Origin of the sequence: Legionella jamestowniensis, assembly GCF_001467745.1 — a bacterium.
In the GTDB taxonomy this organism is placed as follows: domain Bacteria; phylum Pseudomonadota; class Gammaproteobacteria; order Legionellales; family Legionellaceae; genus Tatlockia; species Tatlockia jamestowniensis.
In genome coordinates this window covers 694,211-708,630 of the sequence record NZ_LNYG01000013.1, presented here as the reverse complement: position 1 = coordinate 708,630, position 14,420 = coordinate 694,211, and the positions used below count along the sequence as shown (strand labels likewise).

The following is a 14,420-nucleotide window of genomic DNA, read 5'->3' as shown; positions in this document are numbered from 1 at the left end:
TCATCGAAGACCTCCTGATATCACTTTAACGCCTGTTTTAGCTACCTGCATACCTGATTGACTTACGTTATCGCTATGGCGTTCAGTACCGCTGACTAAATCCATAAGACCTGCACCAGCGTCACCGCCAAAATGACTAGATAATCTGAGTAACAAAACGGGTGCTACAAAGTAAAACATTACAGCCATATTCTTCATGGCCGAAATAGCATCGTTTTCCCCTAATGGATCAAGCACAGAGCGTTCGAGAAATCCGACCAGATGCCAGAGGTATTGAAGAAAGATAGCCATAACAAACAAGGCGCACAGACTGCCCAACGCTCTTGGACTATAGCAACTTAAGGACAATACCATTGGCGTTAAAATGATTAAAAAGAACATGAAAAACGCTTGCATGACGGGCAGGGTTTGCATGATTGCTTCTCTTTTTAATGGGGTGGATGTCCATGATTTTGTCCATTGTCCGACATTGACCAGGCTATGGGTAATGGCAGATGCGACCTTTCCATTGTTATTATCCATGAGGTTTTGCACAGAACTGGTCTGCATGTCTTTGCTTTCTTGCAAGAGCATTTTCGCAATAAAATCTTCTGCGCTGATGTCTGCTTTCCAGGCTTTTGGGTGTTTCACTTTATATTGGCGAACTCTATCGAGCATGGCGTAGTAATTTAGATGCTTGTTAAAAACACTGGCCTGATTAGAGACTTCAACCAGGTCAGTTTTGATTTTGTTCCACCATTGCTGACAGCTTGGATATCCATCTTCTGGCAATCGTTCGGGTGGAATATCGCCACGATTAGCTGCTTTTTCAAGATTGCGATTTGGGGCTTGATGAAAGGTAAATCCTGACACGGGTTGGCGAGCGTGAAGTTTGCTGTAATACATCTTTTGCAGAATTTTAGAACCCATCCAGTTTAAATCATCTTCACCACCATAGCGTTTGAGCATAGGATCTAACTCACTGGCTTCATGCTTTTCACTATTGAATTGAGTTCTTGCTTCAATAAAACATTGCCTATGAAAATCCAATGCTTGTTTGCGAACGCTTTGGGGTAGATAGGTTGATACCAAATCGCCTTGAATAGATTGCAAACTATCGGTGCAACCCGTTACCTTCATAAGGCTGTAAGTGAAGCTCGACATGAAATTCTGGATAATGGCAAAGCCTATAGGAATTTTGACCTGGTTAGTCAGTAGATCTGCAAAGGCTTCATCATAAGTTGTGCCGCTGTCGCCAATGACCGCAGTCGTTGGGTTCTTTAGTCCACATAGGGGTTTAAATTGTAAGGCTTTGGTTTCCAATGGTACGCAAGGATAGACAAATAAACTGCATATCAGGAAAGTGACTGCCAATTCATAAAGGAAATTATTTAAAGCATGTTCCACAGCATAAAAAGCGCCAGCTGGATTAAGCACATTTTTAAGAAAGCGATAGCCAATGGCCAAAAAGCCAAGATATAACAGCCCTGTTTGCCACAGGGCGTTAAATAGAACCTCATACTGTTGCCAGCCTAGATAGGTGGTGTAGAGGGATAAAGGGTTAAAGACGATCATGATTAAGCTCCTTTATTTTCTTTGACGTAGATTGCACCATTTTTTACTGTTGGCTGTTCATGATCCTGGCCTGGGATATTTTGGTTTTGTGCTTGGTGGCGAATGTCCATGATGGTTCCCAAAGTCTCATTCATCATTTTTTTGCGGACATCGTTTTCAAATGACAATGAGTGAATGTCATCATCCAGTTTTTTCAGTGCAAAAAGGACCATGTTCATAGCAGGTTTTAAGTTTTGTACTTCTTGTACTTGCAGTCCTGCTTGTAAAATACGACGCATCATTAAGGCTTTATCCAACATGTTTTGGACAGCAATTTCCTCAGCTAACTTCGAGACAGTGAGCATCTGTTCTTCACGAGGTAAATGTTGAATTGTGATAATGACTTCATCAGTAATCAGTAAATTGGAGGCGCTGACTTTATGCAGATTTTCTTCGGTCAGTGTCCATGTACCATTGACTAAATTCCATAAGGCTTTGGCAATGTTCTGACTACAGGTATTAGCGTTCGCACAGCTTTGCAATAAGGCTGATAAGCCTATCCCTGCTTTAGCATCGTGATTTTGTTTGTTTTCACTGCTGCTGACTTGAATATCACCTAGAACCTTAACTGCCCAATTGGCAGCATCAGTAGGCGTTGGCCAGCTTAGTGTCATAGGGATTTTAGTACTTGGTTTCTCCAAGGAATTTAAAGGTTTTCTCTCCAAAAGAATGTTGTACCCAGCAATGACTACATCATTAATCACCTTAATGGGGCGTTGGAATTTACCGCCAGCATTGCCTTTATCGCTGCCTATCCAGGGTAGACCGTATTCATCTCGTTTTTGGGCAATACTTTTTGACGTTTCGGTCACATCGACGTTTTCCTTCTTAGCCCGTTTGGCAGCATCGAGCCATCCCTGACTATCTGATACTGATAAGATGCCTTCCATAGGAGATTGGTTTTGTTCCAATGCTTGTTTGACTTCCTGACAATCTTTAACTTTGAGGGTAAATTCATTTTGCGCGCTAGATGCAGCATTTTGTAGAACATTGTATAAAGCAGGCATGGACTGTTGTAGCTTATAAAGCGGAAATCCTGCGACAGAGCCTTTCAAATTATCAATTACACCGCCAGGGATATTTAATGCTGATTTCTTTAAATCCTGAAAAGTATTGGTAATGGATACCACAGGATTAAAACCGCTACAGGAAAAGCCCATACGGCCATCTATATCTGCACCAATAACCAGTGTTTGATCTTTATTGACGGGTGGAATAAATAAATTAGATGTTCCTCCTAATTCGTAATAGTAATCAGATTGGCTAGGCATAAAGCTGCCAGCTTGGATCAGAGAGGGGATTAGTAAACTAAGTAGTAGTGATTTCTTCATGGCATCGTCCTATCGTTTTTGAGGTTGTTCTACTTTGGGAAAGGTTAAAAAGTTCACGAGTTTGCCTTCGTGCTGGATACAGCCGCGGTATTTACGCCAGAGGACAAATACATAATTACCATTACCCGCTTTGTCATCTTCTGTACCAAAGTCCTGTGCATCCCCTGGGTGAATATTTCGGTTAATGGGGTAGATTTCCTGCCAGATGACCTTGGTGTTTCTGGGGTCATAAATGGCATTAGCTACTACACAGTTTCTCCCACAGGAATTACGAGTTGATTTGGTGACATGTAAGGGATTTTTATTGGTGACGATATCCGCTGCGTGCATGGCCGCTACAACTGAGGCTCTATAGTTATAGGGCTGAGTCACTCGCATTAATCTTGGAATTTCAGAACCCCAATTTTGGGTGAATGTGCCAATGTCATGATTAATTAATAGGTATGGATGAGTTCCCATATACAACAACTCAGCGGCTTCTGTTCTATCCATGACTGCATCAGCTTCGGCAAGATAATAAGGAACACCAAAACCTGTTTCAGGTCTATGTGACAGGTAAGGGATACGATAGAAAGCAGCAGGGCTGCCAATAACATCAACGATACGGGTGCGTTCATCATTAATATGAAGATCGGTGGTTTGGCCGCTGTCATTGCCAAAACCTAATTCAGAACCAGTCGCAGCTTTATAAGCTTGTTGATACAGTGTTCTTGCTGCTTTATTTTCGTAAAGCGTTCGTGCCTCAAGCCAGGGATTTTCTTCTGGCTTATTGCTGACAGTAATGATTAGATCAGGCAAGAATTGCTCAACCGCGGGCGTGACTTCAAGCCTGGGCGGTAGACGGCCTACAGCCCAGGTACAAGAACCAATCACTTTATAATGGCTGTTTTGAAATAGCTTTTGCAAGACCCGTGTGGCTATGATGAAGGTGTTCACTGGGTGAGGAGGGCTAGTGCTTTCTAAAGCAAAGGACAAGTTAGTCATAAAAATAAGTCCTATTGTGAATAGCAGTTTTAGGTTGTTCGAGTTTTTTAGCCATGATTTCGGCTGCTTCAAGTACATCATGTTCTTTCTCCAGAAGGTGACGTTGAGCTTTTTCTGATTTTTCGGTCATTAACAGTGCTAGTAGGTAGCGAGGTGGAATGACGCGAAACAAACCCTGATAACGTGACCCTAATAAAACCGCTTCTGCATACAAGCCTTTTTGCGAATCAATATCTCTGATTAATGTTTCCTGCTGTGGTGTTAGGGATTTAAAGCGTTTTACGTCAGTGATTTCTTTTTCATCTAGTCCCAATAAAATCCAGGTTTCAATCAACGATAAAATTTTGGTGGCCTTTTCTGAATTCATGTCCGTGACGTTTTGGGTAATAGCAACCAGCCAAAGACCGAGCTTTCTTGCTACTTTGGCAATCAGTAAACAAACGGTCACAACAGAAGGGATTTGAAATTGCAAATGGGATTCATCAATAAAGAGAAAGGTTGGTCTGTTATCGTTTTGAGTAGCTTCTGCCATAGCCAGTATTCTTGGCAATAATGAAACCATTACCAAGGCCAGCTTTCCGGTATCATCCTTAATGGCTGAAATATCAACATGAAAAATATCAAAGTCACCTAAAGGCTCTGTCGACACATTAAAAAAACGAGATTTGGCACTGTTAATCACATAACTGTTAAGTCGATCGTGCATATCAAGGATGCGGTCTTTTTTGCGAGCAACTGTTTCTCTATCAAGTCGTCGTTTAAAAGCACTTACAATATGCTCAGTGAGCATTTGCGGTATGTCATTGTTAAAGGACGTTAAAATCGCATCACTTAACACTTCGATTAATAGAGTTTCATCAGCCAAAGTAAATTGTTCTTCTTCCAAAGCATTAGCCTCAGTAATCATGGTACGTAAAGCTAAAGCAAGCTCGGCCAGATAGGAGCGGTGACCATCACCACAGACCACGTCTTCTGAATTAGCAGGTTCTTGAAGGTTGCTCTTTAATTCCATGATTTTTTGAGCAATTAAGGTAGCCTGCTTTGTACTTAAATTATCTGTGATTTCGGGAATAGCTTTATATGCTTCACAAAATGGATTTAATGGGACTGCTTCATCTTTCTTATTGCTTAGTAATAACTGTTTGGTCTTTTTACCGTGCGCTTTGGCGTGAATGAGTATCCTGTCAAAAGAGTTCCCCATTTCAAAAAGCACTATTCGGGCATTTTTCATGGCTAATAAAGATTGAATCATCCAACCCGTTAAAACCGACTTGCCACCACCAGAGTTTGCAAAAATAGCGCAATGAGAATTTTGGCTAACAAAATCATGATGCAGTAAGTCAAAAAAAACAGGTTCACCCAAACGATTGAAAAAGGGGAAACAAGGTAAATGCCTTGCACCTTGGTTGCGTCCATAGACCGGAAGCAGTGCTGCCAGCTCAGTGGCATACATCAGACGATCAAAACATAAATATTTACGGGCATAGTGGGGATCAAAATTAAAGGGCAGAGCATTGAGCCAGGAATTTAGAGGATGGAGATCATAGTTGGAATGAATCAAGGGCATTTTGGCATCGTTGAAAATCGCGTGCAGATTTTTTTCTATGATTTGAGCTTGTTGCTCATCTTCAGCTTGATAGAAAATGGCCTGATTAACCCAGAACAATCGATTGCCCATACTTAACTCATTACGGGCTGTCCTAATATCATCTCGGACTTCCTGAGGTTTTAGACTGGTTCCTACGATTCCTTTTTCCAATCGCGTTAAATGGGAATCAAGATTTTCATCATGACTAAAGACGACTTGGATTGTGTAGATGCTTCCTTCTGGCAAGGTATCTAAAAGTGCGTATCGATGTTTGGGATTAGCTTGCTGTCTTTCTCGTGAGACTAATCCAATGATAGGCGCTTCTTTTAACCCGTCAACATACAGAATTCTTTGTTTGTTTCCTTCAAAAACAAACCCATCTTCATCGCTTACAGGTGGCGTAAAGAATACATTTTGCGCTAGGTTAAATCCTGCTGGTATGGGATTCGGATAAGGGTATTGTTCTAATATCTCGTCAGCTGATTTGGGATTAAACCAACGTATCCACCACTGGTAATAATCTTGCCCTTTGAGGCGTTTGATTTCCAGCCCTGGTGAGCGCAGTTTGGTTTCAATCTGACTAATGACTTCTTGATGTTCGAGAAGAATTTGCTCTCGGGGTAGATTGGTTTGGTGTAATTGTCTATAAAACAAAACTCTGATTCTTCGTCTTCGTCCACGGTAGGGTGCGCCTGTTTTGGGATCAATAAATAAGCCTTCGGGTCGGGTCATTTTATTGTAAAGATCGTGCAGGCGTTTTAAATAATCTTGCGTTAATGGACTGTCTCTAAATTGTTGGGGGATTTGGGTTTTAATATGAGTAATAACGGGATCAAGGCAATATTCGTCTTGAACAAACATCTGCATGACCCAAGGATCAACGGCATGTAGTGGAACTACGGATGCAAAGGTATCCCGAATTTTATGAAATACCGCTTGTAAATACTCAGAGGAGGCTGCTTCTGCCTGAATATCACCTAATTCAAATCCTGAGCCTAGACTTTTGCCATCGGCAAATAAAAAGACCTGCTCTTGTTCATTAAAATCAACAATAGTCAATCTATCGGCAAAAGAAGGTAAAGGATTGGCGTAACGCTTTTTAACAGCTTGTTCTTTTATAGCTTGGGGATTCATTTCTCCAAGCAACCAGTTAGATAATCGTTTCATCATGTCTCCTTAATACAGTTCTGATGCCAAGGCATACTGGTTTTGCTTGTAAAGGAAAAAGCGAGTCGTGTAGGCAGGCTTGATGATTTGTTCATCACCCAATTGCGCCACATGCGCAAAAACATGGATAGGCACTTCGGGGTTAGGCAGTTGCTTAAATTCTTCTCCCGAATCATCAAGACGCATCTGTTGGTAAACAGGCTTTTGTATTGGTTGTTGCAGGCTCTGCTGATACAATTGGCTGACTGTTAAGCCCTGCTCAGGAATGGCGTTTTGCGACATCCTGGCAGTGGAACAAGCGCTTAATGCCAGACTAGCGCAAAGCATTATCAAAGTTTTTTTGTTGATGGTAACCATAATCTAATACCCTCCCTTGGTGTTCTTTATCAATGGCTATGGTTTGGCTGAAATGTAAACTGAGTTGATTAGGGACAAACCCTGTATGGCCGCGGATACTTGCAGGAACAAAGACCATATCGAAGCTGCCCTGGATTCTTTTCTCAAGCCAGTCAGTAATCTTTTGGCTGCCTTCGTTGATTGCGCCACCAGCAGCAAAGTGTGCTAAGTCGCCTGTAGGTGTGGCAATGGCAGAACCTCCGTCTGCCTGATAACTCATTTGCCATTTAGATAGGGCATTTCCTGCACCTTGAATACCGCCAGCTGCCATGAAGGCTGTTAATACTCTAGGGGCATTGGTGATGTATTGTCCTTTGATACAAGGATTACCGAATTGCGTGGTCAGGTAACCAATGCTGTCGTTATTCACCAGCTCTGCGGAGCTTTTCATTTGTTCTTGGCCGACATTCACAAAATGCCCATCCTCAAAGACAAATAAGGCTGAGGTGACATAGGCACGAACACAGCTGATGTTATCGAGAAAGGAACCAACGCCAATCGAATAACCGCTGATTTTCATACCAGTGATTTCTTCGGGTAGTTGCATCCCATTGGCTGTCATTAAATCCCCTCGACTGACAATTGCTGTGAAGGGAAATAAAGGCTGCATGAGTTTGCCTTCAACAGGAACTTCGCCGATTAAAGCTGATAAGAGCGTGATTTTGCTGAAATCGCTGCCAGCTGGAATAGTATAGAATGGCGTTTTTGTTGGACCTTCTTCCTTGATAGGGGATTCATGTTCATTGAAGATTTTGCTTTCAGTTGGGGCTTTATCTAGCAAGGTATCTAAATCTTTGATTTGACCTGTTAAGGGCACTGGTTTTCCTTCCATTGGATAAGATTGTGATTGATGTTCAGTCAGTGCAGTCAGTTGTTCTTTAAGCGCTTGTAACTCATCTTGCAGTGTATGGCTGGCTTCTTGTTTGGGTTGTTTTAATTGTTTTTGCAGCGATTTATTCTCTTTGTGCATTTGATCTAATTTCTTTTCTGTTTCTAATAATCGCGCGGAAACATCACGAATATTGTCATTGAATTGGCTTGCTATAGCTTCGCCAAAATTATTAGGATTGGGCGTGTTGTTGTTAACCGGTGCGCTATGACGGCTATTAATAAGAATCATAATGACCGCAAAAACCACCGAGCCTGCCAGAATTTTAATGCCATTGTTTTTATTCATCGGCTGTACCTCGCTTGTTGAGTTAAAGCTGCTGCAAAAGGCTGATCAGAGACTAAAAAGACAGTGGTGCTTTGATGCTGGTTGCGTGCTGGCAATTCATTTTTGGGATAGAAGCTCGCGGTTTGCCAATGCCCCATCAGTTTGGTGAATGGCAGCTTTATAGGTTGATTCAGCAAATTTTTTAAATCGACTGCGGTGACGTAAAGATTGCCGCCACGCCATGAAGCCAGAGGATGAGCTTCAATGCTTGCACCATAAAACAAAGGGATGGTTTTATTGGTTTGCATAGGTGAGCGGTAAATTCCCTCTGGAATTTCTCTGACCCGTTCAGGCGAATACAAGGCTTGAATGGCAAAACGGGTTAATTGAATAGCGTTGTATTCATATTGACTGGCTCCTGCATTAAGGTTGATTTTGGGATCATCTATCAGAATCTCAATCGGCGTGGTGTTGATTGCTTTCTCATTGGCATTAAGATTAAGAATAACCACTTCGCCTTCAGGCAATAACTGGACAATCAAGCGAGAATCTTTGAATGATTCTTTGGCTTTAAGATACAAGCTACCTTTGACTTTCAGAATATCGAGGCTGGCACTGAGTTGTTGATCAATCACCTTAATGGCTTGGGGAAACTGGACTAACCGCTCTTTATTGATCGGTAATTCAATTGTTAAAGGAACTTTTTCCCAAACCAGGTGTTCACTTTGCAGGGCATGGCTTAGGTGCATCACAGCAAAGCACAGAGCGAATAAGCTAATTTTAATGAGTTTCATGGTGTTCCTCCGTGTCGACCAGTAAATCTTGTAAACGTTCTTCAGGACGGGTATAGCCATCCAGAGCTAATTGAAAAGGGTTGTGAAGACGCGACAGGTTGAGCTTGACCACACGAAGGTGATAAGCCACTACTTTGTCAGCAATGACCATGGCAGAGTTGTCTTTGAGCCTTTGCGTAATGCGTAGTATCAGCTTGACTTCCCAGGTATCGGGACCAATTTTTTTAATGTCTTGCGGTTCCATAAAGCGATAGAGACTTGCTACTTGAGTGCGGTCAAAGAGTTGAGCGTTTTTATAAGCTGCCAGGGTTTCACGAAGTAACTGCTCATGCCGTGATGTGAAGTAATAATGAAAGGCTTTAATGTTTAGGTTGAATTCTTCTTTGCCTTTATTAGACCAGCTGTAGAGTGTCGGCATTAAGGAAGTCACATATCCTTGCACGTATTCATTCGGTATTTCGCTTGCCTTCATTAAACCGCCATTAGCAGCCATATTAGGACTAAGCCAGAATTCATAGCGTTTGGGCATGATCATCAGGTTAATAATTAATGCTAAGATGATGATTGATAACACACCGATAAAAGCCAGTAATAAACGATTGTGATGTTGTAGGCTGTCGATTTTTTTCCAGTAGTTAAACATGCGGCTCTCCAACAGATTTATTCTTTTGCCAAGTTCCCTGGTAATGAATCCAAGGTGAATGTTTGAGCCTTAATCGCACCATCCACTGAATCGTTTTCTTCATCACATAACCATAGGGCTTACCTGCTTTGATGCGGGAAACTCCTTTAGGCCACACAGTAATAGACAGAATGAATCCAATCACAAAACCGATGCAGCCAGAGGCCAGCGGAAACTCAACCATTGCTCCTAAGAGAACGAAGAACAGGGTAGTTGCTGGGGTTGTGGTGATAACAATCCAAAATAATTCACGAAGACTTAAACCTTTCCAGGCTGGGAAGTCGTGTGACAGATGGCGCGAAGAAGGCTGACTCATATTTCACCTCCTATATTTTGAACTTGGTAATCATGGTGTAACCCACATAACCAGAAGCAATGCTAATGGCTAAATAGGTGATGCCCATTACGGCAAAAGTACCGAAGGCCACCATGGATCCTTCGTTCTTTTTAGACTCTTCAATACCGTGTTGTACCGTGGTAATGAATTTAATAAAGGTCACAACAGCGGTAATGAAGAGCAATAAACCCAGACCTTGTTTGACGTAATTCCCTGTCACGGTCATCATGCTTTTAGAGCCGTCCCCGATGTTGTCCGCGTCGGAAATTTTAGGGAACCAGTTATCTGCCAATAGCACAGGGGCATATAAGATATTTACTACTCCAAGGCAGATTGAGCGAAGCATTGTTTTCATGTTGTCTCCTTAACAAATAAAACTAAAATGAAGATCATCAGACCAATCACTAATCTGATGAGCCGAGAACCCAGACGCAGTAAGTATCCATGTTGTTGTTTTTCCTCTGCGTCCATCATGTGGTTGACAGACCACATCACCGCTAATATCACCAGGGCTATGGCAATAAAGCGGATACTGCCGGAAAAGACTTGTGCCGATATGTTATTGCTTGCTTGTTTAAAGGTGGTGGCAAACATTCTGGCTATTTCGTCTTTACTCATTAGGGTTTCCTCACAAAGTCCATTTCCAAGGCCTTGATCTTGCGTGGTGCAATGATTGGTTGATTGATGTAATCAATCAGGCCATTGCGAATATTCAGTAAATCTTCTCTTAAACCTGCATGATATTGGCCTTGGACATCTTCAAATCCTTCAATTTGTAATTGGATACGGGTATTGGGGGTTATCTGTGTTTGTGCTTCATCAAGCAGGGGCATGATGGCGTTAATCTGGTTAATGATGCGCACCAGCGTTTCATTTAAATCAGGGTTATTCGCCCAGCTGTGTAGGCTTATCATCATAAAGGTCAAACAAAGCAATCGTTTCATGGTTTCTCCCTATAAATACTTTTTAAAGCGACTGGCCGTCATGGCCACCATTAATCCCATCAATAAACTGATAGGAACAAAGACATAAGCAGGGGTGATGCTGACAGGCAGGGCAAGCCAGAGCATGAGTAAAATCACAAGTCCCTTTTTTAAATAGTGGTTAAGTCTGTGGAATAAATAAGAGGATTCACGGCCTAAGCAAGCGGTGCGTATTGCTCTTTGGTTAAGACCATCAACTAGACCTGCAACCATAGTCAGGGCAAATAAAGGCATGGCAGCGAATAAAATAATAAGTTTGATTAATAGACATTGACTGCTTAATAAAACCAGCTGGAAAAACTGTTGTGATTTTTCGAGTAAGTCTGCTGCAAATTCATTAATCGCTAATTTGTTTAAATAGGGAATAGTCAGCGTCCAGCTAGGTTTGGCATCTAAGGGTAGGGCTGCCAATAGTGAACCTTGATAAACAGGGGTGATGGCTTCTCGTTGAGTATTTACAAGGACATTGACCTTATCAAAGGCAAATGGATAGCCATGAAGCATCCATTGACTTACAGCCCAGATAAGCAACGCTAACCAACCCAAGAAAAGAACTAAAGTCAGCTGCATAGTCATTTGTCTGGAATATTGTTTTACTGCCATACAGCCCCCTCAGCAATGATTAAGGGGTAATGTTGTTCACGGATGTAATTCAGCAATGGATCAACATTGACGGGTAATAGTGGCAATTTAAACTTTTCTTGCAGAGCTACAATGGTTTCAAAGTCATTCACATTGGTGATGAACCCAGTGGCTTGCATGGATTTTAATTGCTCTTGATGTTGTTCTAACCATTTGATGGATTCTCTATCCGCGCCTATGACAAATAGAGCCATGTTTAACAGATTGGTATCCAATTTTTTGCGGCTTACTTTGCCAACAGTGGCTTTGCTCTTTGCTGGTACGCCAATAGGGCTAGACAGATTAAGTCTTAATGACGCATCACTTTGTGACAGCGTTAAAGGAATCACATTCATGCTATGAACATTTAAAGCGACCAACAGCAAGAGCAAAATCCTAATCATTAAAATCTCCCTAAATCGACGACTTGCGAAGTTTTGCCTTTTGCCAGTAAGAGCAAGGGTGTTTGTTTCTTGTCGAGTTTTAAGCCCTCATACTGTTGGCTACCTGGGTTCAAGGTGATTTGTTGACTGGTCACCAAATGGATAGGGATTTGATGTCTGTTAGCCCAAAGTTGGATAGCGCTATTGTCCATATCCAGAAAGAGAAGATTGAGCTTGGTGTTTGGTGTACGGCTAATAGCATCGACCAGTTGCAGTACAATGGTGGTTACAGCGTCATCGGCTCTTATAAAGAAATAGAGCGTTTCACTTTCTTTTAATTGAATGGGTTGATGTGCATAGGGAGAGTAAGGAGATGGATCAAAATCACCGACTACAGGCACATCTTTAAACAGTTGGTTATAGGCTTTGTAAAAGGCATTATTCCAGGCTATGTTTTGCGCGACCTTTTGGGCTTCTTGAAGGGCAGCAAGTTCGGCGAAATGAGCTCGTTCAGCGTCATTCTTGGCATTTAGTCCAAGAATATCAACGGGTGTCATACGTAGGTCTTTGTAGTAAATACCACTTCTGCTTTGTATTAATTGCAGATAGCGTTTTTCTTCTGCCTCACTTAATCCCCATGCTTTGGCTTCCTGTTTTTGTAAGTCGTTAAGTTGAAAATCTTTGTCTTCAATAACTTCATCATGAAATTCGGCCAGACCTGCTTTCGTCAACGCATTATCAGCACTGAGCATAGGTGGTGTGGCAATACCTGGGATATACAAACCGGCAATTGCCTGTTGACCCAGGAGTAACCCGATTGCCAGTGTGGACAGCTTAAGCATGGCTCACCTCTTGTTGACTTAGATGAACCCGCAGATGCGCATTGTCAGCATTTTCAAATTCTATGGTTTGCTTCGCAAAGTCGATCTCAAAGACAGTCCATCCTGCCAAGGAATCGCCTTTTTCCAACGCTTGGGTTTTGTAGTGGTAGGAAACAGAGGCAACAGAAACTTCTTGGATACTGTCTATGCTTAATACTTTAAACGGTAGTTGATTTGCAGGAAGCATTTTGACAGGTTGCTTTTTCTCATCCAGATGGCGTAATAAATCAGTAATGCCTTCAAGCTGTTTCTTAATTGCGATTTGTTCAGTTGTAAACATTTCACCTAATTGGTGTTCATCTTTATTTTGTATTTGTTGAATGAACGCTCCCAATTGTTTTATGTTTTTGGTAATAGGCGATAAATCCGGTTGTTCAACAGGTTGATTGAGTTGTTTTTGTATAGTGGTTAATCGCTCATCCAGCGTATTAAATTTATTGTTCTCAATAGAGGGTTGGCTTTTTAAACAAATGAATACGACCAACAATCCGTTTAACAAAAGAAGACTAAGCCATTTGGCATCAAAATACTTTTTCATCCTGCTCTCCTTGCTATCAGACTAAAATTGATTTCTCTTAACAGGTCATCCTGCTTGAGATTGAATAGATGCTGACCGACCAATACCGTCAATCCATCGGTAATCGTTAAAGGTCCTAAATTTCTACTAACCTGTGGTAGTGGTTGTTGAAATACTTGTTGTAGGCTTTCGCTTTGTTTTTCTTTTGGAGCAAGGTGATACCCTGAATAACGAAGCCAGTAATTCACTGCTTCTCCTATAGTTTGTATGGATGCAGGAAAATGAATCTGTTGAACAGTTTTCAATGGATTTATCTGAGCTGCCAAAGGTTGATTGTTGAGCGTGGCATAGCGACCGACTTGGGTTATATTAGCTGCCTGAGCATTTAGGCTACATAAAACAAAACTACAAAGCAGAAATTTTCTAAGCATGATTGCCTCCTGATTCTGTGGATTTATCCCTTAATTTTTGAGCCAGGGCATGTTGTTCCATTGCTTTTTGGATAAAGACCTCTTTACGTTCAACATCAATATGTTTGGGAGCATCTATACCTAATTTGATTAGTCCTTCCTTTTCAGAGATAAGAAGTACTTTGATTCTGCCTTTATCAATGTAAATTGCTTCGCCCATACGACGGATTAGAATTAGCATGATGTTTTCTCCTTAGCTTCTTTGAAGAGGTAGTCTTTCATTTGGTCGATATGAAGTTGGACGATTTTGGGATCGGTAGGGATATGCGGTTCAGTTTTTTGTTTTAACACTTCTTGACGGGCTTGGATGCCTTTTTGGATGTTGGTGCAGTACTCATAAAAAATCGGCAGACAAGGAGGAACAGCCAGCTTTTTCTTTATTTGTTCTAAAGCAAGTTTCAACACTTGATTGTCAAATTCTTTCAAGCCTTCTGACCATTCACGTTTTGAGACCTCGAGAAAATTAGTGTTGCTGTAAGTTGAGACCCACAGATAGCCATAAATTGCTGCAAGGCGCATAAACAGTGTATCCATTCT

At 41.6% G+C, this 14,420-nt stretch carries 19 protein-coding genes; all 19 read right to left on the bottom strand.

What is annotated here, in order from left to right; genetic code table 11:
* Genes Ljam_RS07545 through Ljam_RS07455 form a run of 19 tightly spaced genes read right to left on the bottom strand, consistent with a single transcriptional unit; the run spans position 1 to position 14,417 of the window.
* The gene (locus tag Ljam_RS07545; protein WP_014842598.1) at positions 1-1,554 is read right to left on the bottom strand and encodes a conjugal transfer protein TraG N-terminal domain-containing protein; all 1,554 of its coding nucleotides are present in this window, start codon (positions 1,552-1,554) and stop codon (positions 1-3) included.
* A gap of 2 nt (positions 1,555-1,556) precedes the next feature.
* A complete protein-coding gene (locus Ljam_RS07540; protein ID WP_014842597.1) occupies positions 1,557-2,924 on the bottom strand; it encodes an integrating conjugative element protein in 1,368 nt (455 codons plus the stop codon).
* 9 nt (positions 2,925-2,933) lie between these two features.
* On the bottom strand, positions 2,934-3,908 hold the full coding sequence (locus Ljam_RS07535) for a TIGR03756 family integrating conjugative element protein (protein ID WP_014842596.1): 975 nt from the start codon (positions 3,906-3,908) through the stop codon (positions 2,934-2,936).
* The gene (locus Ljam_RS07530) at positions 3,901-6,663 is read right to left on the bottom strand and encodes a conjugative transfer ATPase (RefSeq protein WP_028389631.1); all 2,763 of its coding nucleotides are present in this window, start codon (positions 6,661-6,663) and stop codon (positions 3,901-3,903) included. Before Ljam_RS07530 ends, Ljam_RS07535 begins: the two co-directional genes overlap by 8 nt.
* Positions 6,664-6,672: 9 nt before the next feature.
* Positions 6,673-7,020, bottom strand: a complete 348-nt coding sequence (locus Ljam_RS07525) for a hypothetical protein (RefSeq protein WP_010652864.1) — start codon at positions 7,018-7,020, stop codon at positions 6,673-6,675.
* Entirely contained in the window at positions 6,977-8,236 is a 1,260-nt protein-coding gene (locus Ljam_RS07520; RefSeq protein ID WP_014842593.1) for a TIGR03752 family integrating conjugative element protein, read from the bottom strand. The genes Ljam_RS07525 and Ljam_RS07520 overlap by 44 nt, the downstream gene beginning before the upstream one ends.
* On the bottom strand, positions 8,233-9,009 hold the full coding sequence (locus Ljam_RS07515; protein ID WP_014842592.1) for a TIGR03749 family integrating conjugative element protein: 777 nt from the start codon (positions 9,007-9,009) through the stop codon (positions 8,233-8,235). The genes Ljam_RS07520 and Ljam_RS07515 overlap by 4 nt, the downstream gene beginning before the upstream one ends.
* Positions 8,996-9,652 carry a DUF2895 family protein gene (locus Ljam_RS07510; RefSeq protein ID WP_014842591.1) on the bottom strand — a complete coding sequence of 219 codons (657 nt, stop codon included), beginning with the start codon at positions 9,650-9,652 and terminating at the stop codon, positions 8,996-8,998. The genes Ljam_RS07515 and Ljam_RS07510 overlap by 14 nt, the downstream gene beginning before the upstream one ends.
* Positions 9,645-10,007 carry a TIGR03750 family conjugal transfer protein gene (locus tag Ljam_RS07505; RefSeq protein WP_010652868.1) on the bottom strand — a complete coding sequence of 121 codons (363 nt, stop codon included), beginning with the start codon at positions 10,005-10,007 and terminating at the stop codon, positions 9,645-9,647. Before Ljam_RS07505 ends, Ljam_RS07510 begins: the two co-directional genes overlap by 8 nt.
* A gap of 10 nt (positions 10,008-10,017) precedes the next feature.
* A complete protein-coding gene (locus tag Ljam_RS07500) occupies positions 10,018-10,383 on the bottom strand; it encodes a hypothetical protein (RefSeq protein WP_010652869.1) in 366 nt (121 codons plus the stop codon).
* On the bottom strand, positions 10,380-10,646 hold the full coding sequence (locus Ljam_RS07495; protein WP_010652870.1) for a hypothetical protein: 267 nt from the start codon (positions 10,644-10,646) through the stop codon (positions 10,380-10,382). Before Ljam_RS07495 ends, Ljam_RS07500 begins: the two co-directional genes overlap by 4 nt.
* The gene (locus Ljam_RS07490) at positions 10,646-10,972 is read right to left on the bottom strand and encodes an RAQPRD family integrative conjugative element protein (protein ID WP_014842590.1); all 327 of its coding nucleotides are present in this window, start codon (positions 10,970-10,972) and stop codon (positions 10,646-10,648) included. Before Ljam_RS07490 ends, Ljam_RS07495 begins: the two co-directional genes overlap by 1 nt.
* A 9-nt stretch (positions 10,973-10,981) precedes the next feature.
* Positions 10,982-11,614 carry a TIGR03747 family integrating conjugative element membrane protein gene (locus tag Ljam_RS07485; protein ID WP_028389630.1) on the bottom strand — a complete coding sequence of 211 codons (633 nt, stop codon included), beginning with the start codon at positions 11,612-11,614 and terminating at the stop codon, positions 10,982-10,984.
* A complete protein-coding gene (locus Ljam_RS07480; RefSeq protein WP_010652873.1) occupies positions 11,605-12,036 on the bottom strand; it encodes an integrating conjugative element protein in 432 nt (143 codons plus the stop codon). Before Ljam_RS07480 ends, Ljam_RS07485 begins: the two co-directional genes overlap by 10 nt.
* The gene (locus Ljam_RS07475) at positions 12,036-12,857 is read right to left on the bottom strand and encodes a TIGR03759 family integrating conjugative element protein (RefSeq protein ID WP_010652874.1); all 822 of its coding nucleotides are present in this window, start codon (positions 12,855-12,857) and stop codon (positions 12,036-12,038) included. Before Ljam_RS07475 ends, Ljam_RS07480 begins: the two co-directional genes overlap by 1 nt.
* Positions 12,850-13,434 carry a hypothetical protein gene (locus tag Ljam_RS07470; RefSeq protein ID WP_014842588.1) on the bottom strand — a complete coding sequence of 195 codons (585 nt, stop codon included), beginning with the start codon at positions 13,432-13,434 and terminating at the stop codon, positions 12,850-12,852. Before Ljam_RS07470 ends, Ljam_RS07475 begins: the two co-directional genes overlap by 8 nt.
* Positions 13,431-13,844, bottom strand: coding sequence for a PFGI-1 class ICE element type IV pilus protein PilL2 (gene pilL2, locus Ljam_RS07465; RefSeq protein WP_010652876.1), 414 nt, complete (start codon positions 13,842-13,844; stop codon positions 13,431-13,433). Before pilL2 ends, Ljam_RS07470 begins: the two co-directional genes overlap by 4 nt.
* Entirely contained in the window at positions 13,837-14,064 is a 228-nt protein-coding gene (locus tag Ljam_RS07460; protein WP_010652877.1) for a carbon storage regulator, read from the bottom strand. Before Ljam_RS07460 ends, pilL2 begins: the two co-directional genes overlap by 8 nt.
* Positions 14,058-14,417: a hypothetical protein gene (locus Ljam_RS07455; RefSeq protein ID WP_014842587.1), complete on the bottom strand. Its 360-nt coding sequence runs from the start codon at positions 14,415-14,417 to the stop codon at positions 14,058-14,060. The genes Ljam_RS07460 and Ljam_RS07455 overlap by 7 nt, the downstream gene beginning before the upstream one ends.
* Positions 14,418-14,420 lie beyond the last annotated feature (3 nt).